This window comes from Veillonellales bacterium, assembly GCA_039680175.1.
In the GTDB taxonomy this organism is placed as follows: domain Bacteria; phylum Bacillota; class Negativicutes; order JAAYSF01; family JAAYSF01; genus JBDKTO01.
The window spans coordinates 1-25,766 of the sequence record JBDKTO010000096.1 but is presented as its reverse complement, the minus strand read 5'-3'; the positions used below and the strand labels follow the sequence as shown (position 1 = coordinate 25,766).

The window sequence follows — 25,766 nt, the reverse complement described above, 5'->3', positions numbered from 1 at the left end:
GATGCCTTACACCTTAAATTTATTAATAGCGTCTTGCAGTTTCTGTGCTAAAGCAGAGAGTTTCTGACTGGAGGCAGCAATTTCCTCCATGGACGCCGACTCCTCTTCTGTCGCTGCCGATACGGTCTGGGTATGCGCTGCTGTTTCCTTGGTAATGGTATCAATGGATTCAACCGAGGAAACAATCTCCTGACTGTTGTCGGCAAGCTGCTGTATGGTTGCGGATATTTGCTCAATTTGGGCAGTGACTTCATTTACCAGCCGCTGTATTTCGCTAAATACACGGCCTGCCTTATTCACTACTTCCGTTCCTGTCTTTACTTCCTCCGAACCGCTGTTTGTGGCGAGCACGGCTTTTTCGGTATCATCCGCTGTATCATGAATCAAAACAGCAATCTGTTTTGCCGCTTGCTGCGACTGCTCCGCTAATTTTCGCACTTCTTCAGCCACAACAGCAAACCCTTTTCCCTGCTCACCGGCGCGGGCAGCTTCAATGGCGGCATTCAGGGCAAGCAGATTAGTTTGACCGGCAATGCCGGAAATCGCCTCTACAAATTTTTCAATTTCCTGGGACCGCTGGTTTAAACGATTTACAGCGTCGGTAATAAATTGAAAAGATTCCTCAATGGTTTTCATCTGGCTGACAGCCTTGCCAATCGCTTGACTGCCGTCATTCGCCGCTTGGGAAGTTTGATCGGCCACTGAGGCTACATTATTGGCATTGGCGGACGCCTGCTGCACGCCGGCAGACATTTTTTCAATAGTCGCCGTCGTATTGACCGTGGCTTTCGCCTGATTTTCCGTTCCCTGAGCCACTTCAGTAATGCTTACCGCAACCTGATTGGCTGCCTGGGCCGACTGTTCCGCACTGGCACTGAGTTGTTCCGACGCAGCTGCCACCTGAGCTGCCGATTCCGACACTCCAAGCGTTATACTTCGCAGATTACCAGCCATCGTCGCAAAGCTGGCAGCCAATTTTCCTATTTCATCCTGAGAATGATAATTAAGTTCCCTGGAACCGGTAAGATTGCCTCTTGCTATCTCGTCAGCCATTCCCGCCAAACGTGTCAGCGGTTGAACCGTTCCCCGGGCAACATAAAACACTACAAAGGCTACCAACAAAATTAAAATCAAGCCGCCAATCAGTAATCTTGTCCGTAAAGCAGTCACTCCGGCAAACAATTCCTCTACCGGCGCATTGGCCACAAGAGTCCAGCCGGTTTTCCCTACCGGAATTTTTGCACTGACAATTTCTTTGCCTCCCACACTGCCCGTGGCAATACCCTGCTCCCCATTCAGATACCATTCCTTGTCCTGAGGAAATGAACCGGGTTCTACTTTCCCGATATTATCCGTCATATTAAAGGACGGATGATAAAGAAAAGCACCGGTATGCTCCATTAAAAACGCGTATCCGGTATCGCCGACCTTGATTCCCTGCACCACTCCCCGCAGATGATCCAAGCTAATATCGGCCGCTACCACACCAATAGTCTGGCCATTGGCCTGCATCGCTTTTACGATACTAACCCGTGGTTCCTTATTCGTGTTCAGGTAAAAATCAGAATAGGCAATCTTTCCCTGAGCAGCGACTGCCTTTTTATACCAGGGCCGGCTGGTGGGATCAAATCCCGGTGGCAATACTGTTGGAATCGCATTGTAATCCCGCTTGTCCGCATACCCTACATAAATATTGCTGACTTCCGGCATTGTCTGCTTCAATGTAGCCAATAAATGAATTTGCTCCTCTTCCGACATGTCCTTGCTGGATAATATTTCAGCAATGTTCGTTACTACCGCTTCTTTTTCAGCAAACCAGCTGACGATTTGGCCGTTATAGGCCTGGGTCATAAACTGCAGCGTACTGTTAACCTGGCGATTCAAGGTATTCCAGGCAGTATAATAAGAAACTGAAATTAAAATGGCGATTCCAACTAAAACAGGAATCAATATGTAAATTGACAATTTATTCCTCAAATTATGGAATTTAAGCATTTTTGACCTCCTGTATGTATCGTTGTCTTCTTACCTGGTTGCGACAAATCAGTCAGGACAGCAATTATAAAAGCGAGAATCCGCTTCAGAACTAAGTTACAGTCTCTGAACCGGATCCTCCTCTTGTCTCGCCTGTATTTTCCTAAAAAATCATTCTTGGGATAAATGCTGCTCCAGTATTTCCGCAATATCCATCGTTTTTCTCTTCTCATCGCCGGCAACAGTTGTTACCGCCTCATCCAGCATCGACAGACAGAACGGGCAGGCGGTTCCTACCAGATCCGGATTGGTAGCTAAAGCCTCCTGGGCGCGCATCACATTGATTCGGTCTCCTTCTTTTTCCTCCAGCCACATTCTGCCGCCGCCGGCGCCGCAGCAAAAACTTTTCTCAAAAGCATGAGACATTTCTCTGACTTCCAGCCCTGCTGCTGTCAGCAATTCCCGCGGCGGCTGATAAATTTGATTATATCGCCCTAAATAGCAGGAATCATGATAGGCAATACTTTGCCCGGACTTTTTCTGCAAAGTCAACTGACCTGACTTGACCAGCTGCAAAAGAAATTCTGTATGGTGGAATACGGTAAAGTGACCGCCAAGCTGGGGATATTCGTTCTTCAGAATATTAAAGCAATGGGGACACTGGGTCACGATTGTCTTCACGCCGTAGCGCTTCATCGCCTCAATATTTTCACTTGCCAGAGAGTAAAACAGATACTCATTGCCCAAGCGGCGGGCTGAATCACCGCAGCACTTTTCTTCATTGCCCAAAACAGCAAAATTGACTCCTGCCGCCTGTAATAAATGCACAACTGCCTTAGATACCTTTTGATTTCGGCAGTCAAAAGCACCGGAGCACCCCGGCCAATACAAAACATCCGCCGCCGGATTCTCTTCATACGTCGGCACCCCTAAGCTTTTAAGAAATTGATCCCGTGTGCTCCAGCAGATGCCCCATGGGTTACCGTTATTTTCCATATTGCGAAAGGCTGCCTGGGCTTCCGCCGGAAAACGACTTTCCATAAGCACCAGATGGCGGCGCAGCTCAATCGTTTTTCCTACATGCTCAACAAACACCGGGCATTGCTGTTCGCAGGAATGGCACGTAGTACATGCCCAAATATCCTCTTCCGGAATAACTTCACCAATCAATGAGCGCACCGGGGAAGAGCCGGCTGCAGCAGTTTCCGCCTCTGACGACGGGTCCGTCTGCTGCTGTGCCGACGCCCTGCCGATTTCCTCCATATGCACCTTGATAGCCTGAATCACTGCTTTCGGATTTAAATGCTTGCCGCTTAAAAACGCGGGACAAAATTCCTGACAACGACCGCACCGCAGACAAACGTCACTGTTAAACAATGTTTTCCAGGAAAACTGCTGCAATTCATCCTTGCCATAGGATTCCAAGCTTTCATCCTCAAAATCAATTGCTGCCGGCACTCCGACAGGACCCCGGTAACGGAAAAATTGATTAAGCGGCGCCAAAATAATATGAAACAGTTTTGAATAAGGAAAATACGCGATAAACGACATAACCAGAAGCATATGAAACCACCAAAGGCAACGATGCAGTGTCAGCAAAGCGGCTGCATCAAGGCCTGTCAATGGTGCAGACAACCATTTCCCGACAAAAGCCCAATCGGCCCAAGGATCAGCGGTAGCAGCTATACGAGCCGATTCCAGTAAGAACCCGGTCAGCAAAATCAAAAAGATCAGCGCCAGAGTAATTCCATCTTCCGGTTTATTATCCAGACGTCTCGGTCGGATTACGTAACGCCGCCAGGCGGCCATTAAAATGCCGCACACTGCTAATAAGCCAAAGAAATTGGCGGTACATTTCACAAATAAGTAAAGTCCTCCCTGATAAATGGGAACTCCCAAATCAGTATGCACTGCCACAACAGCGGTGGCAAAAGCCAGGAAGACAAATCCCCAGAAAATAAACAGGTGCATACTCCCAGGATACTTTTCTTTCATAATTCGTTTGTGGAAAAATCCGTAAAGCAAAACATCCTGAATTCCCTGCCAAACATTCTGCCAGCGATTTTCCGGCTGCCCCATTTGCCACAGCTTTACCCGCCGATAAACACCGTATGCGAAAAATCCGACAGCAATCAATAAAAACAGGTAGAGCAGAAAATGTCCTTCGATATTCCAGTAAATCTGCCGGGTTGCCATTTTTCTCTCTCCTTATTTTACAGCTGCTTTTATTTCCTGCGTCAGCAACGGTACAATTTCAAATAAGTCGCCGACAATTCCATAATCAGCTACATTAAAGATATTTGCCTCCGGATCTTTATTGATCGCAACAATATAGCGGGAAGAATTCATGCCGGCCAAATGTTGAATTGCGCCTGAAATTCCACAGGCAATATAAAGAGTCGGTGAAACCGTTTTTCCTGTCTGCCCGACCTGAAATTCGTGGTCCAGCCAGCCGGCATCCACAGCCACACGGGATGCGCCTACCGCCGCCCCCATCGTATCAGCCAATGCTTCAAGCAGGGCAAAATTCTCCGGTCCCTGCATTCCCCGCCCGCCGGATACAATAATATTCGCATCGGTCAATTCCGGACGTTTCGAAACCGCGACCGCTACATCCTTGATAACACTCCAAATATCCTGCGGATCGATTTCCACAGAATATGCTGCTACTTCCGCCTGTAAACTGGAATCGGGCTCCGCAACTGCAAATGTATTCGGTCGAATGGTTGCCATAACCGGACAGTTTTCGGCCGCAACAGCAGCAAAAGCTTTACCGGCGTAAACAGGACGTTTAAATTGCAGGAAGGTTTTCTCAGCCAATTCCATACCAATACAGTCGGAGGCAACACCCACGCCAAGGCGCTGTGCCAGACGAGGCGCTAAATCACGGCTCATACCTGTATGCCCGAAGAGAACAGCCCGCGGCTCTTCCTGACGGATCATTTTGTTGAGAACCGAAGTATAAGCTCCGGTTGTATACTCTGCCAACCGTGGTTCTTCTGCTAAAATAATTTTATCTGCGCCGTAAGCGGAAATCTCAGAAACAAGTTTCTGGACATTTTCCCCCAGCACAACAGCAGTCAAAGCTTCTCCTGACTGAGCGGCCATTTTCCTGGCCTGACTTAACAGTTCCAAAGAGACTTTACGAATTTTTCCTTGATTATGTTCGATGATAATCCATATTCCCTTGGCCATTTCCAATGCTCCTCTCTTTAAAAAGCCTTAACTTCTGTCTTTAATAGATTCACTAATTCAGCAACTTGCTGGGCAGAACTTCCCTGCAGTTTTTTACCTGCTTGCCGGGCCGCCGATACGGCATATTTTCCCACTGTCATTTTAGCGACCAGCTTTTCCTTTTCAAGCCCCAGATCGGTAAGGCTGATTTTTTTCAATTCTTTCCGTTTTGCTTTCATCATGCCAGCCACAGAAGGATAGCGGGGATCATTTAATCCTTTCTGCGCTGTAAATACGGCTGGTAAAGAAACTTCCAAACTAGCGGTGCCGCCGTCAATTTCCTGCGTGACTACCGCGGATTTTTCGTTGATTTCAATTTTGACTGCATTTGTTACGGAAGGGATGTGCAAATTTTCCGCCACACGGACGCCAACCTGACCGGAACCGTCATCAATCGCCATGCGCCCGGTAAAAATTACATCATACGGCAAAGAAGCAACTGCTTGGGTAAGTACGTTGGCCGTAACCCATTCATCGGTTTTTTCCAAGGCGGAATCGTCAATTAAAACCGCCTTATCCGCCCCCATGGCCAATGCCGTGCGCAAAGCGTCCTGAGCCCGGTTGCCGCCCATGGTGATAACGGTAACATCACCGCCAAACTTTTCTTTCAGCCGTACCCCCTCTTCGATAGCATATTCATCGTAAGGGTTTACGACAAAATGAACTCCGTTACTGTCAATTTTCCCATTACTGTCGACGGCAATTTGCGCCTCGGTATCGAAAGTTTGTTTTATGTATACAATAATATGCATGTCTTTATCCCCCTATCTTCAAGCAAACCGTGTAATGCTAAACCGGTCAATGGGAACGGAAGTCTCACCCCCGGTGATTAGCTCGGTCATTAAAGTACCAATCAGCGGTGATAATGTGATCCCGCTATGCAGCGCCGCAACATACAGATTCTCAATTCCGGGAACCACGCCAAAAATCGGGAACTCATCCTCCGGCATTACCCTCAGGCCGGAAAATCCGCGAACAACTTTGGCCTTTGCCAAATCCGGTACATACTTAACAGCCATATTGGCAGTTTCAATCATGACATCCAGTGTAGACCGTCGATCAATCCCGGCATTTTCCTGGGAATTGCCGACTAAAACTTCACCGTTACTGGTCTGCCGCATAATCGATAAAGTATGTTTCATCAAAGGCGCCAACGGTTCTGTGATAATAATCTGTCCCCGCACCGGTTTAACCGGGACATCAATTCCCAACAGCTTGCCCAGTTCCCTGGTCCAAATGCCGGCGCTGAGAATTAATTTCTTGCAGCGAAATACCGTTTTTGCTGTTGTTACAATAAATGAACCCTGTTGCTTTTCAATGCCTGTCACCGGATTATAGTACTCAAAAGTAACCCCGTTTTTTTTCGAAGCCCGCATATACTGCTCTACCAACCGCATCGGATTCACATTGCCGTCTGCCGGGCTGTACATCGCTCCGAGAATTTTAGGGGATAAAGCCGGCTCCCGGGCCAAAGCGTCTTCCCGATTTAAAACCTGAATCTCAATTCCCACTTCAGCTTGGCATTCCGCTAATTTAAACGCCTGCTCTCTTTCGGTTTCCGTAAAAAAGGGAGAAATGCCGCCGGCACGATCAAATTCAATATCACCGATTTTTCGCTGCAAATACCCATACAATTCCGCACTGTACAAGGAAAATTCCGCATACCAGGAGGGACTCTTGCTATGGATCCAAATCCACGCCTGAGTGGATCCGGATGTGCCGCTTAAAGGATAATTTTTATCCAGCACTAAAATCCCGTCCGACTGAACCTCCGACAGATGATAGGCAATTCCATTGCCGATAATGCCGCCGCCGATAATAATTGTATCATATTCCCTGGACAATCTACTTCTCCTGCCTTTCCTTCCGGCTTGCCTGATCCAAAAGGTCAAACATTGCCGAAGTTCCGGATTGATTTGCCGCTAAAATTTCCATAGGAATTGGTCTAAGCGGCATTCTGAGCCGGGGAACAGGAACAGCGGCTACAGATTCTCCCTTAAGTTGGGCAATCAGTTCCGAAATGACCGTCCGGCATGTTTTCCCCTGACAAAGTCCCATACCACCCCGCGTCAGCCTTTTGACATCATCAAAGGTTTCCGCTCCCTGGGCGATTGCATTTTCAACATCGCCAACCGTAATCTCTTCACAACGGCAGACTATTGTCGACTTATCCAATTTACGTCCTCCCCTTCTTGCTAAAGCTCACCGGTTCATCCTGCTGTTAACCCGGATAGTTTTTGATATGAGTCAACCGTGCCTGCCAAACTTCAGGCAACTGGCAAGATTCAATTTTTTGAAGCTGCTCCCAGTAATTTTGGCGGGCTGTTTCCCGTTCTTCTGTTGTTTTCTTCTCCAGATAATCCACAGCGCCGATTCCCGCAATTGCCCCGGTTAAAAGAACTCCGGCCTGGCAGGTAACTCCTGCCGCTTGACCGGCCGCAAAAACCCCGTCAGCCGCTGCCTGCAATGTATCACTGTAACTGGGAACCCACCCGCCAAGCGCTTGCTGATATTGGAAGGGGCAGTTCAGGATCGAGAACAGTTCAAGAATAGGGTGCCGTCCGCCATCGACGCAAAGGAAATCCACCGAATACTTCATTGCTTCATCTGAGGAATTCCGGCGGGAATGCAACTGAACTTCTTCCACTTTGCCGCTTCCTGTGGCTGCTGTCACATCAGTCTGTAAAAAAATAGGAATGCCTGTTTTTTCAAAAGAATCAATGATCCGCTGATCTTTAGCCAAAAGTTTATCGGCCGATTCAGCAACTCCCATTATATGAATACCGACATCATGCATTTGCCGGGTAATTTCCAAAGCCATATCGCTGGATCCAACGACCAGCGCTGTTTTGCCCGGATAAACCCGCTCCCGGTTAATCAAAATTTGAGCCGCGCCAACTGTCATCACCCCTGGCAGCGTCCAGCCGGGAAATGTCACTGCCGACTCTGCAGCCCCTGTGGCGACAACGGTGCAGGCAGGTTCAATTTTCATTATTTTTTCCCCGCTGCTGACTCCCACACTGCCATCCGCATAAAGGCCAATCACTTCATGATTCAACAAATACTCTACTAGGTACTTCTGTAACCGTTTAGTCAGCCGGTCTGCGACTTGAAATCCGCGCAGCCCCGCCCATGGCGCCGGCAGGGACATCAGAAACTGAGTCTGCTGCCGCAATTGCCCGCCAAGGCTCCAGGCTTCATCTACAATCGTCGCCTTATAGCCCCGCGAAACTACTTCATACGCTGCGGCTAACCCGGAGGGGCCTCCGCCTACAATTAGAACATCAGTCTTCATGACGATCTCTCCTGACATCCGGATCACCGGTACATTGTTTAACGACCATTCCTTCTCTAACCAACGTCTTGCAGCTTCTCACATGATCCACACCATTAATACTCATTAAGCAGCTCTGACAGCGCCCGCTGCCGCAATACAAACCTCTGGCCTGTGACGAATTCCGGCTATGGCCCAATTTATAAATCCCGTTTGACATAAGGGCCGAAGCTACGGTTTGTCCTTCCCGGGCAACGATCGGAGTACCTTCGAAATAAATCGTGACCGTCTTTACTTTCGGCATTTCTCCCAATACCGGGTGTTTTACAATCTCCATGTTATTCCTCCTCCCATGATTTCTCCGCCAAGAATCATTGGATTACCAGGGCAGGTAGTTACCTGCTTCCCTGCCCCAGCAAACTGTCTTAACCGCTTATAGTAGTCTTTTGCGACTGTCTTTCAAACAAGCTGATACCAACCGTTAATACCAGGGAAATCAAAACCCCAGGTACAATCCCGCCGCGGAATATCGTGGCGTTGGCAGGCATGTACTGAATAACAGCCGCAGTACCACCGGCAATAATCAGCGACCACATAACCGCGTTTTTAGTAACATACGTTTTGCCATTCTGATCCTTCCAGGCCAGCCCTAAGATAAGCGGGATGAATAAACCGCCGCCTGTAACCGCGTAACCAAATAAAGCAGCTGAAAGGACGGACGGAAAAGCCAGGGCAACAGCCACAGCAAAAATACCCAAAACCAATGTCAGCCATCTTCCCATATCGACCAATTTTTTATCAGCCATATGGGGAGCAATCAATGGTTTGATAACATCCATGATCAATAACGTAACGCCGGAATTCAGCCGCCCGGCAGATACAGTCATATCAGCACCGATAATCGTAACCACCAGCAGCGCCGACAGCCACGGATTCATATAATTAGCCATAAGCCAGGAAAAGGCCATATCCGCTTTGGGGAGATCCGGATTTAATGTATAGGCGGCCATACCGACCATGATACTGGCCGAGCACATAATGACTGCCATTACTGCTGTCGTTAAAAATCCGTTTCTGGCAGTTTTGCTGTCTTTTGCCGCATAACAGCGCTGCCACCAAGCCTGGTCGGTAAACTGTCCGCACACCGGAGTTAAGAATAAAGCAACGGCTGCCCAAAACCCAATACCATTGACTTCAAGCATCTCCGGTTTAGCGCTTGCCGCAACAGCATTCGCGATTCCGCCGAAACCATGAACCCCGGCATAGACAACTCCGAAAAAGACGAAGCCGACAATGACCCGGATAACTCCCTGCACCACATCGGTCCAGGCAATGGCCCACATGCCGCCCATAACAGTATACAGAATCGCCGTCAAAGCAGCAATCCAAATACCGGTAGTAGGATCCACTCCCATAATGCCGGACAAAATAAAGCCGATGCCGATAGCCTGAGCTCCTGTCCAGCAGATCATCGGCAATGTCATCAAAATCCCACCGATAGCTCTCAGCCATTTATCATGAAACAGTTCTTTTTCCAAAAATTCATTAATGGTCGTATACGCATAACGACCGATAATTCCAGCCAGACACAAAGCAAACACGATCTTGCTGCCTTGCTCACCGGCCATCATCCACAGCTGACTCAACCCTATATCATAGCCTTTGCCGGCATATCCGACAAAATTTCCCACTCCCATGACAGTGGCAAAATCAGTAAAGAAAACCAAAATGAAAGGAAGTTGTTTGCCGCTAATAAAATAGTGGCTTGCATCCTGGCCGCTTTTTCGGGATACCACAGCACCGATGATCAACTGGATCGGAATTAAGATTGCCAATATCCATAATGCAATTTTCCCGACTTCGGTAATTTCCACTTCGACTCATCTCCCGTTTATTTATTTGATGCTCCGCAACCGTCTCTTATACATGCATTCTTCCGGTATCCACTTGTCTGGTCCAGTTCAGGCTATGATGAATATAATTAACAAGCGTTGTTATATCGAACACCGGCAACCCGGTAACTTGCTGAAAAATAGATCTAAAGGGTGGTAAATTCGTACACTCAAGGACAATGGCCCCGGCTTCCCGATAATTTTCCTTAATTTTACAAGCCGTTTCTTCCACTTCTTCCCTAACCTTATCCAGATCCATGGTCGTTTTTTGCATAACAAAGGTTTGATAAAATTCCGGTTTTTCCTCCATACCAACAATAACCGGCGGCTCCCCGGTAATGCCTGTTCCCAGCAAATGCCGGGAACTCAGCTTCCCTTTGTGAGCCGTTACAATCACAACTTTTCGATTCGGAGCGATCATTCTTTCCACCAGGGGTACCTGCAACAAACTGGAGGCAAACACCGGTATTGATACCGCAGCAGCTAATTCCTGCTGATAAACAGCCAAAAAACCGCAGCTTGTAGTGAGCGCCCTCACTCCCTCAGCTTCCAGTTCGCGAGCGGCCGCAATAAATCCACTGAGTAAAGCCGCATCGTTTTCCAGCACTACTTTAGTAGGGAAAGCACGGTGAACCGTCTTATATCGCACGGGAAAAGAAAAGGTTCCGGCATTTCCAATATCGCCGACAATACGCGGAAAGATGGTATCCAGCATAATAATCCCGATCTCCGCTCCATAGTTTGTTGTTCCCCCTGTAATGATCAATGTGATGTCCTCCCCTATCCCTTGATCGTTAACCCAGCTTCCAGCATCGCTTGCCTAATCTTGGCGACCTCGTCCGCTTCTGCTGTCGTCAATGGCAGCCTCAACTTATCGGTAGATAAGCCAAGCAGGCTAACGGCAGATTTTACCGGAATTGGATTCGTCGTAATAAATAAAACTTTAAATATTGGCAGTAATTTCAAATGCATGTCTCTGGCTTCCGCTACCCGTCCTGCCTGATAAGCGTCGACCATTGCCTTGATTTCATTGCCCACAATATGGGACGCCACGCTGACAATTCCCTGACCGCCAATAGACAATATCGGCAAAGTCAATGCATCATCACCGGAATAGACAGCCACATCTGCCGGTTTCTGCCGGATAATCGCAGCAATTTGTTCTAAATTGCCGCTGGATTCCTTAATGGCCTTTACATTCGGCAATGCAGCCAGTTTCAATGCGGTCTCCGGCAAAATGTTGACGCCTGTTCTGCCCGGAATATTGTACACTACAATCGGCGTATCCACCGCATCGGCCACTGCCGCAATATGCTGATATATTCCTTTCTGCGTCGGCTTATTATAGTAAGGCGCGGCCACTAATACACCGTGCAGCCCCAGTTTTGCCGCCTTACGGGAAAATTGAACGGTAGATGCTGTATTATTGTTCCCTGTTCCGCCGATCACAGCTGCCTGATCCCCTACCGCATCCAGGACGGTGGAAAAGAGATGCAAGCGTTCCTCCTCCGTCAGCGTCGCCGCTTCACCGGTGCTGCCGGCCACCACCAGGCCGTCTGAACCGTTGGCCACCAAATAGCGGGCTAAATTAGCCGCTCCCTCGTAGTCAACAGTCAAATCCTCGTGAAACGGTGTAATCATTGCGGTTAATACTCTGCCAAATGATTTCATCTTTCTTCCTCCCTATTCTATATTGGGGAAATAATCCCCTTTAAAACAAATCCTGATGGATCGCCTGAACCGCTGCCTCCATGGCTTCTGTCTCTACAAGGCCGGATATGGAAGAGGTACCGGTAAAGGTACATAACACTTTAATGTTATGGCGGTAAAACATTTCCACGAAAGTGCTGAACAAGCCGGCATCATCCGATGCATACCGCCCAATCAGAGAAATCTTTACACAGCCTGTTCTCTTTTCCTGAATTTCGATTCCTTCCGTTGAGCAAATCTCCCCGATGGCTTCAATCACTGGTTCTTCGGCAACGATCTCAATATCATTTTCCGTCACGCCCATAAAGTCCTTATCCCCGCCGGTAGCTGCCAATTCCTTAAATACAGCCTGGGTATTGGCATGATTAAACCCATCTCCATTATGCAGTTTTAACACGCCGTAGCCTTTTTGCTGCGCAATGCCAATCGTTGCAAAATTTTTCGGACGCTCAATCATCCCGGCTGAATCATTGGAAATTGCTGTGCCTGCCTCCTCCGAAAAAGTGCATTTTACATTGAGGGGAATATTATACCGCATGGAAATCTCGACAGCCCGGGGATGAATCACTTTAGCTCCCTGAACCGCCATTTGATAGGCCGCTTCATAAGAGATTGCCGGAATAGTACGAGCATCGGAAACGATCCGGGGATCGGCTGTCATCATGCCGTTCACATCGGTATAAATATCGACTGCGGCGGCCTGAATCGCCGCCCCGATGGCAGCAGCCGTCGTATCGCTGCCGCCGCGGCCCAGCGTTGTGATATCGCCGTCTTCGCTGATTCCCTGAAAACCTGCTACAACCACGACCTTGCCTTCTGCCGCGTGTTTCAGTATGGCATCCGGCCGGATATGAAGGATTTGCGCATTACCATGACGGCAGGTCGTAATAATACCAGCCTGCTGCCCGGTTAGCAGCACCGCATCCAGTCCGGAATTTTTCAGCGTTCCCGTAACAATCACCCCGGCGATAATCTCGCCGCAGGACATGATCATATCCAGTTCCCGCTTCTCAATAGCCGGGCATTCCTGTTTGGCTGTTTGTATTAACGTATCGGTAGCATAGGGCTCGCCGATCCTTCCCGGCGCAGATACCACCACAACCGGGCTGTAGCCGTCTTTTACCGCCTGCAGTATTTTTTGCGCCGCTTGCTGCCTGCGTTCAGGCGTGCTAACCGAAGTTCCGCCAAATTTTTGAACCAGCAGTTTCATTCACCCAGCCTCCTTTCTTTTCTTTACTTTCTTTAAATGAGGTTTCTTTCAATCATTTTTTCAGCAATCTGTACCGCATTGAGGGCAGCGCCTTTACGGATCTGATCGCCCACTACCCAGAGATTCAAGCCGGCCGGAACCGTATTGTCTTCCCGGATTCTGCCGACAAAAACTTCGTCCAGTCCGGAAGTAAAGGCGGGCATAGGATATTCCTGCTTAGCCGGATTATCTTTTACAATTACTCCCGGTGCTTTCGCCAATATCTCTTTTGTTTCAGGAACCGTCAATTTCTTTTCCGTTTCAATATTAAGGAATTCCGAATGGCTGCGGATCACCGGCACTCTCGTAGTCGTTACCGTAATTCGCAGATCCGGCAAATGCATAATCTTTCTTGTTTCATTTACGAGCTTCATGTCCTCTTTGGTATAGCCGTCTTCGTGAAAAACATCAATCTGCGGAATAATGTTAAAAGCCACAGGATAATGCTTTTCCAAACTGCCGACCGGTAAAATAGAAGCTTGCGGTTCTTTGCCTGCCAATATATCCCGGGCCTGGTTATTCAATTCATCAATTGCTGCCTTACCTGCTCCCGATACAGCCTGACAAGTGGAAGCAACAACCCGGCGCAATTGTGCCTGCTGATGAATCGGATTCAGCGCCATAACCATAATGATGGTGGAACAATTAGGATTAGCAATAATGCCATGATGCCGATCCAAATCTTCCGGATTGACTTCCGGAATAACCAGCGGAACCTGCGGATCCATACGGAAAGTGCTGCTGTTGTCGATTACGACCGCACCGGCTTTTACAGCCTCCGGTGCCATAACTTTACTAATCGGCCCCCCGGCAAACAGTGCGATATCAATCCCCTTAAAAGCCTCGGCATTTGCTTCTTCCACAGTATAATTTTTCCCCATAAACGGAATTACCGTACCCACTTCCAACGCCAACAATTTCAGTTCATTGAAAGGAAACTTCCGTGATTCAAGGATGCGGAGCAGCTCCGTTCCTACAGCTCCGGTTGCTCCTAGAATAGCAACATTGTACTTTTTCATTTTCCGACTAACCTCCTATGTAATGGTACTCTGAATTTTGTAAACGTTTCCAAACTGAATCCGCTTACTCATCTATTGATTATGCAATATCCGTGCCAACTCTCAAATGCCCGTTTTTCACTGTTTTTTCGACAAATATCTAAACTGATAATTATAAAAATTATAATTATTTTTGCCGCTAGCCCTTCTTTCTCCTGATAAAAGCATTGTTTTCTAATTTTTACAAATTAAAACTCGCTAATTCATAGACATTTGCTTATTGCTATGTTATAATTGCATTAATTTAAAGTAATGGACAAAGAGGTTCAAGAAGCGGTTATCTTCTTGAACCTCTTTGGTTAATTACAACATAGTAGGCGGTGTCTGTATTACATGAAAATTGCGTTAGCAGGAATGTCTCCTGAAACCGAATTTTTACTTACATTTTTTAATAAAATGCAGGATTTTAACATAAATGTAGTCTATATTCCTGCAGCTTCCACCCCGCTGATAGAAAAATATTGCACCAAATTTAACATTCCCCGCGTAAAAAGTTTTAACGGCCTTTTGAAATACGAGCCGCAGCTAATTTTTTTGTGTTCCGGCACACCAGTTTCTCCTCCTCCGTCTAAAACCAAATTAGGACAAATTATTAGTTACGAAGCAACTCGCATGTTTTGCGAAATATTCAGCAGCTTGACGCAGCAGCTCAATGACAGCGAAGACAAACGTTTAAAATATCTTAGCGCATTAAACGCCGCCGCCGATGGCGTTCAAATTATTAATGCCCAGGGTGTTATTGAGTACATTAACCCCGCATTCTCCCGAATAACCGGAATCCATGCCTCGGATCGCATCGGCACCAACATTCGCGATGTATCGCCGGACGGAGCCGGAGAACAAGTTTTGCAAACTGGAAGAGCGGCTCTGGGCGTCCGCAATCAGGCAATAGGCTCCTGTGCCGATGTCATCTCTAACGGCGCACCGATTTATCGTAACACTACCCTGCGCGGTGCAGTTGTAACTTTCCAGGAAGTCACTGATATTCTTCGTCTCTCCAAAGAGCTCTCAATGAGTAAAGCCCTCATTGAGTCCTTAAGTCAAGAACTCGATCAGTCAAAACCTCACAAATATACTTTTAACGATTTAATTGGCACCAACAAAAAATTACTGGCCGCCATCAACCTTAGCAAACGGGCAGCCAGCAGTGACTCAACCATCCTGATCACGGGAAAAAGCGGCACCGGCAAGGAAATTTTAGCCAACGCCATCCACCAGGCAAGTCCCCGCTGCAATAAGCCGTTTATCTCAATAAACTGCGCTTCCATCCCGGATTCTTTATTAGAAAGCGAATTGTTCGGTCATGAGAAAGGCGCCTTCACCGGTGCCGATAAACCTAAAATAGGAAAATTCCAACTAGCGGATCAAGGCACTCTATTTTTAGATGAAATCGGTGATCTAAATTTTAACGTCCAGGCTAAACTTCTCCGGGTTCTCCAGGAAAAGGAAATAGAGCGTCTGGGCAGTAATCAGCGCATTCCCATTGACGCCAGAATTATAGCGGCAACCAATAAGGATTTAGAAAAAATGGTGCGCAAAGGAACTTTCCGTGAAGACTTGTTTTATCGTCTCCAGGTGATTGCAATCAACCTTTCCCCCCTGTGTGAGCGGAAAGACGATATCCCGGCACTGACGAACTACCTTATGGCAAAAATTGCAAAAAAATTCAAAAAACCGGTCCCCCTGATTCCTGATGACAGCCTTAAGCTGCTGATTAACTATTCCTGGCCGGGAAACGTCCGCGAATTGGAGAACGTTCTCATCCGAGCCTTTACATTATGTGATAACAACATTATTACCCCGAAAAACCTGCAGTTTATATATTCCGCATTTCCTTTGCAGTCGTCGCTGCCAACAGAAGAAATTACGCCTTTGGACGAAGTGGAAAAAGTGATGATAACCCGGGCATTAAAAAAATACGGACTCACAACATCAGGGAAAAAAGCCGCTGCCCAAGCTCTCCATATATCCTTAAGTACACTGTATAACCACATCAAGCTTTATAATTATGATTCTCCGTAAATCAAATCGCAGTACTCTGGTCACAGTCTTTTTCTTGCAAAAATGAAACAAAAACGGGTACAATAGAATTATCTTAACCTTTCGGAGGCAGCCATGTTTCCTTCCCTTGCTGACACCGCTTGCAGTGTCCGCCTACTTCACCAATTCATCGGCAACGTGTTTCCGGTCGTCAATCAGGAACTTGCCTATTGGCGCCAGTATGCAACGCAGCACAGCGGTCCTGCGCTACGAGAGCAGGCTTTAGCCAGTATGCGGGATAAAAAATTTCACTGTCAAGGAGGCAGTGTCTATAGTCTGTATCCGGGGGTAGCTATGCCGGACTTCGTCCGTCTGGTAGTTGCCCTGCAGACCATCAGCGATTATTTGGACAATCTGTGCGATCGAACCGGCATTACGGATGAACAGGCCTTTCGCCAATTGCACCTGGCAATGACCTGCGCCCTTGACCCCGCTGCACCGCTGCCTGATTTCTACCGATATTATCCCTTCAAAGACGACGGCGGTTACCTGGAGACCTTGGTTGAAACCTGCCGGCAGCAGACGTCCCGGCTGCCGGCCTATGAACTGGTAAAACCGGAGGTGCTGCGGCTGGCTGAATTGTACAGCGAGTTACAGACATACAAACATATCGACAAATCTCTCCGGGAAGCCAAAATGGCCCAGTGGATCCACCGCCACAGCAGCGCCTATCCCGAAATTACCGATTGGGAATTTGCCGCTGCCACCGGCTCCACCCTGGGAATGTTCACCCTTTGCGCCGCTGCCGGCAGTCCAGCCTTAACAGCAGCCGAAGTCACCCGGATATCCGGCGCCTACTTTCCCTGGATCAGCGGTTTCCATATCCTGCTGGACTACTTTATTGATACCGTTGAAGACGAAAAAAATGGCGACCTGAACTTCGTATCTTACTATGAAAGTGAACAGCAGAAAATGTCCCGTCTTACCTATTTCGGGCAGCAGGCCCTGCGGCAGGCGGCCTCCCTTTCCCATCCGGTATTTACCCGCACCGTGGTCCAGGGACTGTTTGCTATGTATTTGTCGGACCCGAAAACCGAACTGCCAAGCCAGCAAAACATCAAGCAAGCCTTACTTCATACCGGCGGTGTATATACTCGTCTGATTTACACCCTCTGCCGACTCCTGCGCTGCAAACAAAACCTGCAGTAAAATAAACCCGAATGGGAAATTCCCCATCCGGGTTTATTTTACTGCCTTTTCAGTTCTGCCGCCGCCTGAATGATGGCTAGCGTCCAGGCCGCGCCTTGATACAAATGTTCTTCCTTAATATATTCCTCCCGGGTATGTACTTTGCTCATGCCCACACCCAATACAGCGGTGGGAATGCCGTGGCTGTTAAATACATTAGCGTCGCTGCCGCCGCCGGTCGCCTCCAGCACGGGACCCAGTCCGACAGCGGACGCTGCCTGTGCCGCCAATACGGCTACCGGCGCATCCTCCGCCAGACGGTAAGCGGGAAAATCTGTTTCGACCTGAACGTCCGCCTGACCGCCGTTAGCCTTCGCCACCCGCTGGAAAGTCTTTTTGATATCTTCCGTTACTGCCTGTAGCTTCTCCATGCTATGACTGCGAGCTTCACAGGTAATTTCCACTTTATCCGGTACAATATTTGTCGCCTGACCGCCTTTGATAATTCCCACATTGGCAGTGGTTTCAGCGTCAATCCGTCCCTGCTTCAGTTCAGCCAGAGCCTTACCGGCCACAACAATGGCATTGATTCCCTCCTCAGGCGCAATACCGGCGTGAGCTGTTTTCCCTTTGACTGCAACCTTGATCGTATTTTCCCCGGGCGCTCTAATAATGATTCTGCCTGGTCTGCCGCTGGAATCCAGAGCATAGCCAAAATCTGCCGTTAATTTTCGCCGCTCCAGATTTTTCGAACCTAATAGCCCACTTTCCTCGGATACGGTGAAAATCACCTGCAGTTCGCCGTGGGGCATACCGGATTCATCAAGCACCCGCAGCGCTTCCATAATAACCGCTACCCCCGCCTTATCATCGGAACCAAGAATAGTATCCCCCGCCGACGTAATCACCCCGTCCTTCACTTGCGGCTGAATCCCGCTGCAAGGGTCTACGCAGTCCAAATGAGCGCTCAGCATAATACTCGGCGCTCCCTCAACCGTAGCCGGCAAACGGGCCAGAATATTGCCGCAGTTACCGCCGGTTTTTTCTCCGGCCTCATCCTCGGTTACCTCTAATTTTAGTTCTGACAATCGTTTCTTTAATAGCGCCCCAACCTCCTGCTCAGCTCCGCTTGAGCAGGTAATCTGCACCAGCTCAAAAAATTCATCCAGTATTCGTTTCCGATTCATCATTTCACCCTCCGTATGAACTAAAACTTCCTTTCGGCGGACATACTAACAAAAACCGCAATGGAAAGGACGCCGTTTTTATGTCAAAAATTATTGCACTGCAATCCTACAGCCAAAACCTGGCTACTTTTTTATTTCAGCAGGGCTATACCGTCATTGATCTGCAAACCGCCCATTTCCCCGGGAAAAAAGTTGATGCCATACTTCTTTCGGGCTATCACCCTGATATGGTAACCTCCCACACTAGTTTGACCGAAACTGCCCATATTACCCTTGGCAACATTAGCCACGACATTCAAAACCATCCCGCTGCCATCACTTTAAACATTACCGGCTTAACTCCCGAACAAATACTGGCGGTTCTGCAATACCGCCTCCGCCGCCGGAATTAATCGTGATCCGGATATTCGCGCCAATGAGTTGGAAACCGTTTGATACCAATTTCAAATTTACCGCCGGAAGAAAATACCCGCCGCAGCATATTATTTTGCTCCGTCTCTCCCTTGCCGCGTTGAAGCTCTCTTAAAACCTGCAAAATCTGAAATGACATTTCGCTTAGCCCCAATACATCTTTGGACCGATGGATGACTTCGCCAAGATTAACCTGGCAGGTTGACCATAAACCGCTCTTTGCCACTGCCTGAAGCAGCATGGCAATTTCCACGCCATAATGAGTGGGAATTCTCATAGCGCGCAATAAATTGCTATGAATCGCCACAGTCCCGGCCAGAGGTTGAATATATCCTGACAATTCCGGTACAAAGGCATTAATCCATGGCCGCACCAATAATTCCGTCACCCGCCCGCCTCCCAATTCCATGCCGCTGGCTTCCACGACAATCGGCCGGATGAAGTATCCCTTGACAAACTGAATTTCCGGATAAGCAAGAATTGGACCCAGCAGTCCGTAGAAAAAGCGAGGCGTAATTGTAGCTATATCCGTATCCACCCAAGCGATGACATCCGCATCGGTGACAAAAGCACTTTTAAACATAGCCTCCCCCTTGCCCCTGTACCGCCCCAAATCCGGCCGTATCTCCCGGTGCTGATAAACCGGTATGGGATAAGACCGGGCAATTTCCACTGTTCGATCCGCAGAGCCGGAATCAATAAGCAGAACTTCGTCAATTAAACCGACATTTTTCACTTCCAGCGCTGTCTGAATCACTCTGCCCACTGTTTCTTCCTCATTTAAAGTAGGGAGAACCACAGCAATTTTAAGGCTCCGCTTCTTTTTGTAATTGTGCAGCACTCCGGCTAAAGAAAAATCACCGCCATCAAAAGTCCGGGCCCGAACCCATTTGTAAATCTCCCCGCCTTCAACAAATTCCGTTTCCTTGAGGGGAGCCCGCACAACGATAATGCTGCCGGTAAAAATTCTTTTGATTTTTTGATAAAAATGCCGGATCTCAGAAACAGCCAGCGGTGCCCCAAATACGAGTGTGCCATATTTTGTACCAATGTCTTTCACTAATTCGTAAATAGAAGAATCCCGCCGCCAATATACATTCGTATTTTCAAAAATATGGTGGGCCCGAGCCACAACTGTGGACAAAAAAACCTCTTCCAACTGGGGAATTTTTTCCTCCCGATGATAAATTTCAATTTCCCGCAACCCTGTCTGCTGCAAAAATTCCAACACCGACTGGGCGTTACTGCCACCCCTCAGTACCACTGCCACCGGACCTTCCGCCCAACCGTTCATCATAACGAGCGTTTTATCCCCATGACAATTGAAATCGGCATCTTCCTCCAAGCCGATAATCGCCGTATCTGCCAGCTGCGCTTCATCCAGCTGCGGCCAAACCGGTTCGCCTGTCATATGCCCTCACCCCCCCACTTTCTCCCTTCTTACAACCTATGCCAAAAAATCAATAGCTATGTCTATTTGCTGCTGCTTCCCTTCGTCACAATCCCTTCACCAAACCGGGCTTTTAATTGATCCAGTGTCCGATACAACGCACTGCGTTTTTTCGACTGCCCGTCAAATAAGGAAATCTGCCCGCCGCCTGACTGCAGGTTAGCGGCACTAATTCCCAGCAGCCGTATACCTTCCGGCAAAGAAAGACCCTGGCAAATATCCAAAGCCGTTGCAAACAAAACTTCATCGAACTGGGTTGGTTCCGTCAGCGTACGGCGGCGGGTAATGGTCCGAAAAGAAGCGAAGCGAATTTTAACAGTTATCGTCCGGGCAAAATATCCCCTGCGGCGAAGCCGCCAGCCCACCTTCTCCGCCAAAAGCAGCAATTGGCTGCGAATATCTTCCGGCACCAACAAATCAGTTGCAAATGTTACCTCTTTACCGACTGATTTCGGCTCCCGTCCGGGGATAACCGGACGATCATCCAGGCCACGAGACAGGCGGTTCATTTCATAAGCCGCTTTACCGAAGTACTGAGCTAAGAAAACCGCATCCGTCCGGGCTAGCTGACCGATGGTTTTGATTCCCAATTTATGTAAAACATCAGTGGCCGCTTTTCCCACGCCCCATAAATGACTGACGGAAAGGGGCTCTAAGACTGCCGCTGCCTCTCCCGGCCGGATAACTACCAAGCCATCCGGCTTTTCTAAATCCGAAGCCAGTTTAGCCAAAAATTTATTAGGTGCGGCCCCTGCCGAAGCAGTCAGTTCCAGCTCCCCTCTGATGCGCTTTTTAATCTGACGGGCCGCAGCAGCGATATCGGGAAAAAGCCTTTCCATACCGGTCATATCAAGAAAAGCTTCATCTAAAGACAACGGCTCAATGACCGGCGAAAAATCCGCCAAAATATCCTGAATCCGAGCCGATACCTGGACGTATTTTTTGTGATCGCCCGGTAAATAAATTCCCTGGGGGCAAAGGCGGCGGGCTTCGGCCATAGGCATGGCCGAATGAACTCCGAGCCGTCTGGCCTCATAAGAAGCTGTAGATACCACGCCCCGGCTGCCCAAGCCGCCCACAATGACCGGTTTCCCTCGCAGCTGGTCATTGTCTCTTTGTTCCACCGAAGCAAAAAACGCATCCATGTCCACATGAATAATCCATCGCTGCATTGCCTATCACCCATATAGAAAATTCTTCAATTCCGGGATAATCCCTGCTGTCGCCTATTCCTTTCTGTCCTTGAACCGGGATTCATTGTCAAAAAACAGCCCTCGCCAAATTAGCAAAACTTTTGCTTTGGAAACGCAAGCCGGCGGATTTAAGCCAATCATTGTAGGCCAAAAAGGGAACTCTTGATCAAGAGTTCCCTTTTTCGTTATAAAAAATTTTAAGTAACGTGTAAATTTATCGCAGCAAGCCGCATAGTGTAAAGAGTAAAAGATTGGGGGAAATTTTTATGGCGAAATACGACGAATTATGCACGCTGTACCGGGCGGCAGCTTCCCGGCTCCAGGAATACGAAACAAGCTGTTCTACCTTCATAGAAAACTTTTTCGCAGGATTAACCGATTTTCTCCAAAGTCCGGAAAATGCGCTGCAATTTCATCTCCTCACCGATCCCCTGAACATAGAAACTGCTTTGCCGTTGGCAAAAGCCATCAATCACAGCCCGGATGGTTTTTATGACGTGATATTTTCTCTCAACATTCACTCTGGTGATGAAAATGATCGAATATTGGCCGCAGCCAGATTTAAAAAAATGAAAGAATACTTTATAATCCGAATAGGAATGAGCCGCAAAGAATTTCAAATCCAAGAACCAAATACCCAAAAGGATGTATATGAATATATCTTCACTGCCATTAAAGACTATTACCAAAAAGACGGTTTTATTAAAAGCCTCCCCGCCACTATCGGATTTACCATCTAATCTGCCCAACAAGCAAGCGGTGATGCTTGCTTGTTGCTACAGCTTAATTTACAGCTCTGTGCTTCAAATGAGCAATACTATCCACAACATACATTATCGGTGAAACAAACAGCATGAGAACCGCTCCTAAAAACATTGCAGGATAAACGAGAACTCCCAAAAATTGATAGAGAAACTGAAAAATCTTTTTCATGATGTTTTCACACTCCTTCTATATTATTTCCATAGTAGATGTGTGTGGAACTTTCTTTAGTTATATTATCGTCTATATTATTGAAAAATTCAATACCTTTTGATAATTTTTTCACAAGTATACACTATTCATTATGCGAACAGGGTCCGGCCGCTTCATGCCACTTCTGTCAGTATCCTAATAAACGGCTCTATTAAATCCGGATCAAACTGTTTGCCGGCGCACTGGCGAAGTTCGGCAATCGCCTCTTCCATCGTCAGCGCCTTACGATAAGGACGATCGTTAGTCATGGCATCATAAGCATCGGCAATGGCCAGAATGCGACACTCTATCGGTATCTCCCCACCCTTGATGCCCAGAGGATATCCTTCTCCATTCCACCACTCCTGGTGCTTCAGGATCCCCTCGGCAATAGGCTCCAGTTCGGGAGCTGTTTTCGCAATACGGTAACCGATCTCGCAATGTCCCTGCATGACAGCAAATTCATCGACTGTCAGAGGAGCCGGTTTAAACAGAATGCTGTCCGGTATTCCCACTTTACCGATATCATGAAACCGGGCCAAAAGACGAAGGTCGGCAATCTGATGTTCCGGTAAACCAATAGCCGCCGCCAGCGCAGCTACCAGTCCCTGCAGCCGTTCGCCATGGCCTTCGGTGATAAAATCCCGGACTTCCAGCGCCTTCATCAGCGCCTTCACTACAGCGCTCTTTTTGCTTTGCTGCCGGTGCAATTTCTCCCGATACATTTTGCGATCCGCTTCTTTAAATAAGGCATTACTATCAATCGCATTTTCCTTGCTGACAGCAAAGCCCATCGACAAACTGATAGGTACAATCGGCTGCTTACTATTATATTCTTTGATTAGCTGCCAAATTCGCTGACAGGCAGCTTCGAATAGCGGAATGGAGTTTGACGGAAGAAGCACAGCGAATTCGTCGCCGCCAATCCGCGCCACCATATCCTCCGGACGAAACGCTGCTTTTAAAATATGGGCAATCACTTTTAACACCTGATCGCCCATACTATGTCCCAAAGTATCATTAATCAGCTTCAGCCCGTCCAAATCGCAAAGGATCAGTCCGGCAACACCATCACGCACCTCTCCCAGCCGTTTCATTTCCTCTTCGAAATATCCCCTGTTATATAAACCGGTCAAAGAATCATGGAGACTGATAAACTCCAGTTGCTCCTCCATGCGCTTTTTATCCGTGATATTACGGATAATGGAAAAGACTTCGTCATTGCCGCTCGGCACGATTCTAGCTTCATAATACTGCAGAATGCGGTTTACCGGAAGCTGATATTCAAACATCTGCAGTTTACCCGTTGCGAAAGCATTTTCGATGTGAGCCATAATTTGCTGCGCCAAAGCCTTGGGCATAACATCGCCAACCGTTTTCCCTAAAAAATGTTCGGGCAGTAAATACAATATATCTTTCTGCGCCTTATAATCCATAAAAGTGCCGTCCCGCCGAATCAGCAGCATGAAATCAGGAATGGCATTAATCAGAGCTTCGTTTTTTCGATAAATCCGATGGAATTCCGCTTCTTTCTTTTTCCGATCGGAAATATCACGAACCACCGCTAATATACACTGCTGGTTGCCGAGCTTTGTTCGCTTTAAATTCACTTCCGTCCAGATGTCTTCTCCCATCCCATGTTGAATTCTCCATTCAAAAAGCTGCGGTCCTTCCTTCGCTGCCTTATAGAGCCATGCTATGGCTTCTTGCTCACTATAAGGAAATTTGCCTGTTCCAAACCCGGCAATCCCTCCTGTAATGATTTCCTTACAGGAACGTCCACATATTTCACCAAATTTTTCGTTTGCATCCAAAATTTTTCCGGTATCGATATCCTGGACGAAAATGCCATCGTTAGCCGCATTAAAAACCGCCTGATAATTGGCCTGAGACATTTCAAGTGCTTCTTCAGCCTGTATTCGTTCCATCAATTCATTCTTATAGGTTGCAAGCAGGTTGGCATTCTCTAAGGCGATGGAAGCCAGCTCGGCAAAGCGGGATAACAAAGCCAACGCATGCTTGCCAAATTTCTTTTCAGATTGAACAAAAGCCAGTCCCAGAACTCCCACAACCTTAGACTGTAATCGAAGCGGCACTTGCACTGTAGCATCCACCTGATCAAAAACTAAATCGCACCGGCGGTTTTCCCATAAACGGTACTGATCAACCGTCTTCACTTCACCAGTCCGGTATACTTGACCGACAAGACCTTCCGTTAGATTGATATCGCACCATACATGATCGGCAAAAATACCCAGTCCGACCTTCCTTTCAAAAACACCCTTTGCTTCGTTCGCTATAATGATATGGACATGCTCGGTACCGATTAGCTTAGCCGCACTTCCCGCGATATCATTTAATAATTCTTTTAAATCGCGCTGGTTCATTAACCCCAGAGCCGTATCCTGCAGTGAATTTAACACTAAATTTTGTCGGCGGATTTCTTCCTCCCGCTGCAGCAATTCTTCCAACTGCTGACGCAATTCTTCCTCCGATGCCAGCAATTCTTCATTCAACCTAGCCAAAGTGGTATTTTTTTCTTTTAAACTATGATAGGAATGAGCAATCAGTTTATACAGTATCCCGCCTGTAAGTCCGACAAAAAGCCAGCCCTTAATGACCGATAACCAGGCTATCGTTTCAAGGTTGGTACACAGCTTATGAAGAATGCTCTCCGAAAATAGAATCCATAAAATACTGGCTAGCATGTAAACAATCGTAATCTGCAAAGCACTTCGCTCTGACTCTTTTTTCTCCATAAGAGCACCCCCCTCTTCACCTTCTTTGCCTGCTATCAAAAAGTTAATAGTCCCTTAATTATTATTATTTTTCGACAATACCTGTCATTACCCTTCTTGCAGTCCAAAAAAAGCACGGAGCAGACTAGCAAAACTATTGCTTCAGCGTACCAACAGGAACCAATAGGTGAAGCTAAAAGATGCAAAAAAAGCCTCCACTTTGTTATAATGTAATCGCAAAAATACACTAGCAACAAAGGAGAGACTCCCATAT

The 25,766-nt window shown here is 47.7% G+C and carries 22 protein-coding genes; 4 read left to right on the top strand and 18 right to left on the bottom strand.

Going from position 1 to position 25,766, the window contains the following annotated elements; all coding sequences use genetic code 11:
• Nucleotides 1–6: 6 nt before the first annotated feature.
• The 13 genes from ABFC84_16165 to ABFC84_16105 all read right to left on the bottom strand — a co-directional run bounded on the left by ABFC84_16165 (nt 7) and on the right by ABFC84_16105 (nt 14,352).
• Nucleotides 7–1,995: a methyl-accepting chemotaxis protein gene (locus ABFC84_16165; GenBank protein ID MEN6414274.1), complete on the bottom strand. Its 1,989-nt coding sequence runs from the start codon at nt 1,993–1,995 to the stop codon at nt 7–9.
• Nucleotides 1,996–2,145: 150 nt separating this feature from the next.
• Nucleotides 2,146–4,170, bottom strand: coding sequence for a heterodisulfide reductase-related iron-sulfur binding cluster (locus tag ABFC84_16160; protein ID MEN6414273.1), 2,025 nt, complete (start codon nt 4,168–4,170; stop codon nt 2,146–2,148).
• Nucleotides 4,171–4,182: 12 nt separating this feature from the next.
• Nucleotides 4,183–5,169 (bottom strand): electron transfer flavoprotein subunit alpha/FixB family protein, encoded by a 987-nt coding sequence (locus ABFC84_16155; protein MEN6414272.1) that lies wholly within the window; start codon nt 5,167–5,169, stop codon nt 4,183–4,185.
• Between the two features lie 17 nt (nt 5,170–5,186).
• Nucleotides 5,187–5,960: an electron transfer flavoprotein subunit beta/FixA family protein gene (locus ABFC84_16150; GenBank protein MEN6414271.1), complete on the bottom strand. Its 774-nt coding sequence runs from the start codon at nt 5,958–5,960 to the stop codon at nt 5,187–5,189.
• An 18-nt stretch (nt 5,961–5,978) separates the two neighbouring features.
• Entirely contained in the window at nt 5,979–7,052 is a 1,074-nt protein-coding gene (locus tag ABFC84_16145; GenBank protein ID MEN6414270.1) for an FAD-dependent oxidoreductase, read from the bottom strand.
• A 1-nt stretch (nt 7,053) separates the two neighbouring features.
• Nucleotides 7,054–7,383, bottom strand: a complete 330-nt coding sequence (locus ABFC84_16140; GenBank protein MEN6414269.1) for a (2Fe-2S)-binding protein — start codon at nt 7,381–7,383, stop codon at nt 7,054–7,056.
• A gap of 46 nt (nt 7,384–7,429) precedes the next feature.
• Nucleotides 7,430–8,503 (bottom strand): TIGR03862 family flavoprotein, encoded by a 1,074-nt coding sequence (locus tag ABFC84_16135; protein MEN6414268.1) that lies wholly within the window; start codon nt 8,501–8,503, stop codon nt 7,430–7,432.
• On the bottom strand, nt 8,493–8,819 hold the full coding sequence (locus ABFC84_16130; GenBank protein MEN6414267.1) for a (2Fe-2S)-binding protein: 327 nt from the start codon (nt 8,817–8,819) through the stop codon (nt 8,493–8,495). Before ABFC84_16130 ends, ABFC84_16135 begins: the two co-directional genes overlap by 11 nt.
• Before the next feature lie 88 nt (nt 8,820–8,907).
• Entirely contained in the window at nt 8,908–10,356 is a 1,449-nt protein-coding gene (locus ABFC84_16125) for a sodium:solute symporter family protein (protein ID MEN6414266.1), read from the bottom strand.
• Nucleotides 10,357–10,402: 46 nt separating this feature from the next.
• Entirely contained in the window at nt 10,403–11,140 is a 738-nt protein-coding gene (locus tag ABFC84_16120) for an aspartate/glutamate racemase family protein (protein MEN6414265.1), read from the bottom strand.
• A gap of 14 nt (nt 11,141–11,154) precedes the next feature.
• Nucleotides 11,155–12,045 carry a 4-hydroxy-tetrahydrodipicolinate synthase gene (gene dapA / locus ABFC84_16115; GenBank protein ID MEN6414264.1) on the bottom strand — a complete coding sequence of 297 codons (891 nt, stop codon included), beginning with the start codon at nt 12,043–12,045 and terminating at the stop codon, nt 11,155–11,157.
• A 40-nt stretch (nt 12,046–12,085) separates the two neighbouring features.
• Nucleotides 12,086–13,294 carry an aspartate kinase gene (locus ABFC84_16110; GenBank protein MEN6414263.1) on the bottom strand — a complete coding sequence of 403 codons (1,209 nt, stop codon included), beginning with the start codon at nt 13,292–13,294 and terminating at the stop codon, nt 12,086–12,088.
• 32 nt (nt 13,295–13,326) lie between these two features.
• Nucleotides 13,327–14,352 carry an aspartate-semialdehyde dehydrogenase gene (locus ABFC84_16105; GenBank protein ID MEN6414262.1) on the bottom strand — a complete coding sequence of 342 codons (1,026 nt, stop codon included), beginning with the start codon at nt 14,350–14,352 and terminating at the stop codon, nt 13,327–13,329.
• Nucleotides 14,353–14,724: 372 nt separating this feature from the next.
• Between ABFC84_16105 and ABFC84_16100 the strand changes: the two genes are divergently transcribed.
• Together ABFC84_16100 and ABFC84_16095 are read left to right on the top strand one after the other, a co-directional pair.
• Entirely contained in the window at nt 14,725–16,413 is a 1,689-nt protein-coding gene (locus ABFC84_16100) for a sigma 54-interacting transcriptional regulator (protein MEN6414261.1), read from the top strand.
• A gap of 93 nt (nt 16,414–16,506) precedes the next feature.
• On the top strand, nt 16,507–17,580 hold the full coding sequence (locus tag ABFC84_16095; protein MEN6414260.1) for a tetraprenyl-beta-curcumene synthase family protein: 1,074 nt from the start codon (nt 16,507–16,509) through the stop codon (nt 17,578–17,580).
• Between the two features lie 38 nt (nt 17,581–17,618).
• Here ABFC84_16095 and ABFC84_16090 read toward each other — a convergent pair whose 3' ends face one another.
• On the bottom strand, nt 17,619–18,746 hold the full coding sequence (locus tag ABFC84_16090) for a M20/M25/M40 family metallo-hydrolase (GenBank protein MEN6414259.1): 1,128 nt from the start codon (nt 18,744–18,746) through the stop codon (nt 17,619–17,621).
• 80 nt (nt 18,747–18,826) lie between these two features.
• Here ABFC84_16090 and ABFC84_16085 point away from each other — a divergent pair, with 80 nt between their 5' ends.
• Entirely contained in the window at nt 18,827–19,138 is a 312-nt protein-coding gene (locus tag ABFC84_16085) for a YkuS family protein (protein MEN6414258.1), read from the top strand.
• On the opposite strand, the gene ABFC84_16080 is transcribed toward ABFC84_16085, so the two are convergent.
• Together ABFC84_16080 and ABFC84_16075 are read right to left on the bottom strand one after the other, a co-directional pair.
• Nucleotides 19,135–20,568 (bottom strand): glucosyl-3-phosphoglycerate synthase, encoded by a 1,434-nt coding sequence (locus tag ABFC84_16080; protein MEN6414257.1) that lies wholly within the window; start codon nt 20,566–20,568, stop codon nt 19,135–19,137. The genes ABFC84_16085 and ABFC84_16080 overlap by 4 nt on opposite strands.
• 62 nt (nt 20,569–20,630) lie before the next feature.
• On the bottom strand, nt 20,631–21,779 hold the full coding sequence (locus ABFC84_16075) for a DNA polymerase IV (protein MEN6414256.1): 1,149 nt from the start codon (nt 21,777–21,779) through the stop codon (nt 20,631–20,633).
• 287 nt (nt 21,780–22,066) lie between these two features.
• Here ABFC84_16075 and ABFC84_16070 point away from each other — a divergent pair, with 287 nt between their 5' ends.
• Nucleotides 22,067–22,540 (top strand): hypothetical protein, encoded by a 474-nt coding sequence (locus tag ABFC84_16070; GenBank protein ID MEN6414255.1) that lies wholly within the window; start codon nt 22,067–22,069, stop codon nt 22,538–22,540.
• A 43-nt stretch (nt 22,541–22,583) separates the two neighbouring features.
• Here ABFC84_16070 and ABFC84_16065 read toward each other — a convergent pair whose 3' ends face one another.
• Nucleotides 22,584–22,733: a hypothetical protein gene (locus tag ABFC84_16065; protein ID MEN6414254.1), complete on the bottom strand. Its 150-nt coding sequence runs from the start codon at nt 22,731–22,733 to the stop codon at nt 22,584–22,586.
• Nucleotides 22,734–22,888: 155 nt separating this feature from the next.
• Nucleotides 22,889–25,513: an HD domain-containing phosphohydrolase gene (locus tag ABFC84_16060; protein ID MEN6414253.1), complete on the bottom strand. Its 2,625-nt coding sequence runs from the start codon at nt 25,511–25,513 to the stop codon at nt 22,889–22,891.
• Between the last annotated feature and the right edge of the window lie 253 nt (nt 25,514–25,766).

What these genes read in the sequence shown, in the direction of transcription:
- ABFC84_16135 (MEN6414268.1), bottom strand. Translation starts at nt 8,503, where the DNA reads ATGAAGACTGATGTTCTAATTGTAGGCGGAGGCCCCTCCGGGTTAGCC.
- ABFC84_16060 (MEN6414253.1), bottom strand. Translation starts at nt 25,513, where the DNA reads ATGGAGAAAAAAGAGTCAGAGCGAAGTGCTTTGCAGATTACGATTGTT.
- ABFC84_16075 (MEN6414256.1), bottom strand. Translation starts at nt 21,779, where the DNA reads ATGCAGCGATGGATTATTCATGTGGACATGGATGCGTTTTTTGCTTCG.
- ABFC84_16165 (MEN6414274.1), bottom strand. Translation starts at nt 1,995, where the DNA reads ATGCTTAAATTCCATAATTTGAGGAATAAATTGTCAATTTACATATTG.
- ABFC84_16090 (MEN6414259.1), bottom strand. Translation starts at nt 18,746, where the DNA reads ATGAATCGGAAACGAATACTGGATGAATTTTTTGAGCTGGTGCAGATT.
- ABFC84_16100 (MEN6414261.1), top strand. Translation starts at nt 14,725, where the DNA reads ATGAAAATTGCGTTAGCAGGAATGTCTCCTGAAACCGAATTTTTACTT.
- ABFC84_16095 (MEN6414260.1), top strand. Translation starts at nt 16,507, where the DNA reads ATGTTTCCTTCCCTTGCTGACACCGCTTGCAGTGTCCGCCTACTTCAC.
- ABFC84_16080 (MEN6414257.1), bottom strand. Translation starts at nt 20,568, where the DNA reads ATGACAGGCGAACCGGTTTGGCCGCAGCTGGATGAAGCGCAGCTGGCA.
- ABFC84_16155 (MEN6414272.1), bottom strand. Translation starts at nt 5,169, where the DNA reads ATGGCCAAGGGAATATGGATTATCATCGAACATAATCAAGGAAAAATT.
- ABFC84_16150 (MEN6414271.1), bottom strand. Translation starts at nt 5,960, where the DNA reads ATGCATATTATTGTATACATAAAACAAACTTTCGATACCGAGGCGCAA.
- ABFC84_16065 (MEN6414254.1), bottom strand. Translation starts at nt 22,733, where the DNA reads ATGAAAAAGATTTTTCAGTTTCTCTATCAATTTTTGGGAGTTCTCGTT.
- ABFC84_16160 (MEN6414273.1), bottom strand. Translation starts at nt 4,170, where the DNA reads ATGGCAACCCGGCAGATTTACTGGAATATCGAAGGACATTTTCTGCTC.
- ABFC84_16130 (MEN6414267.1), bottom strand. Translation starts at nt 8,819, where the DNA reads ATGGAGATTGTAAAACACCCGGTATTGGGAGAAATGCCGAAAGTAAAG.
- ABFC84_16105 (MEN6414262.1), bottom strand. Translation starts at nt 14,352, where the DNA reads ATGAAAAAGTACAATGTTGCTATTCTAGGAGCAACCGGAGCTGTAGGA.
- ABFC84_16110 (MEN6414263.1), bottom strand. Translation starts at nt 13,294, where the DNA reads ATGAAACTGCTGGTTCAAAAATTTGGCGGAACTTCGGTTAGCACGCCT.
- ABFC84_16070 (MEN6414255.1), top strand. Translation starts at nt 22,067, where the DNA reads ATGGCGAAATACGACGAATTATGCACGCTGTACCGGGCGGCAGCTTCC.
- ABFC84_16085 (MEN6414258.1), top strand. Translation starts at nt 18,827, where the DNA reads ATGTCAAAAATTATTGCACTGCAATCCTACAGCCAAAACCTGGCTACT.
- dapA (MEN6414264.1), bottom strand. Translation starts at nt 12,045, where the DNA reads ATGAAATCATTTGGCAGAGTATTAACCGCAATGATTACACCGTTTCAC.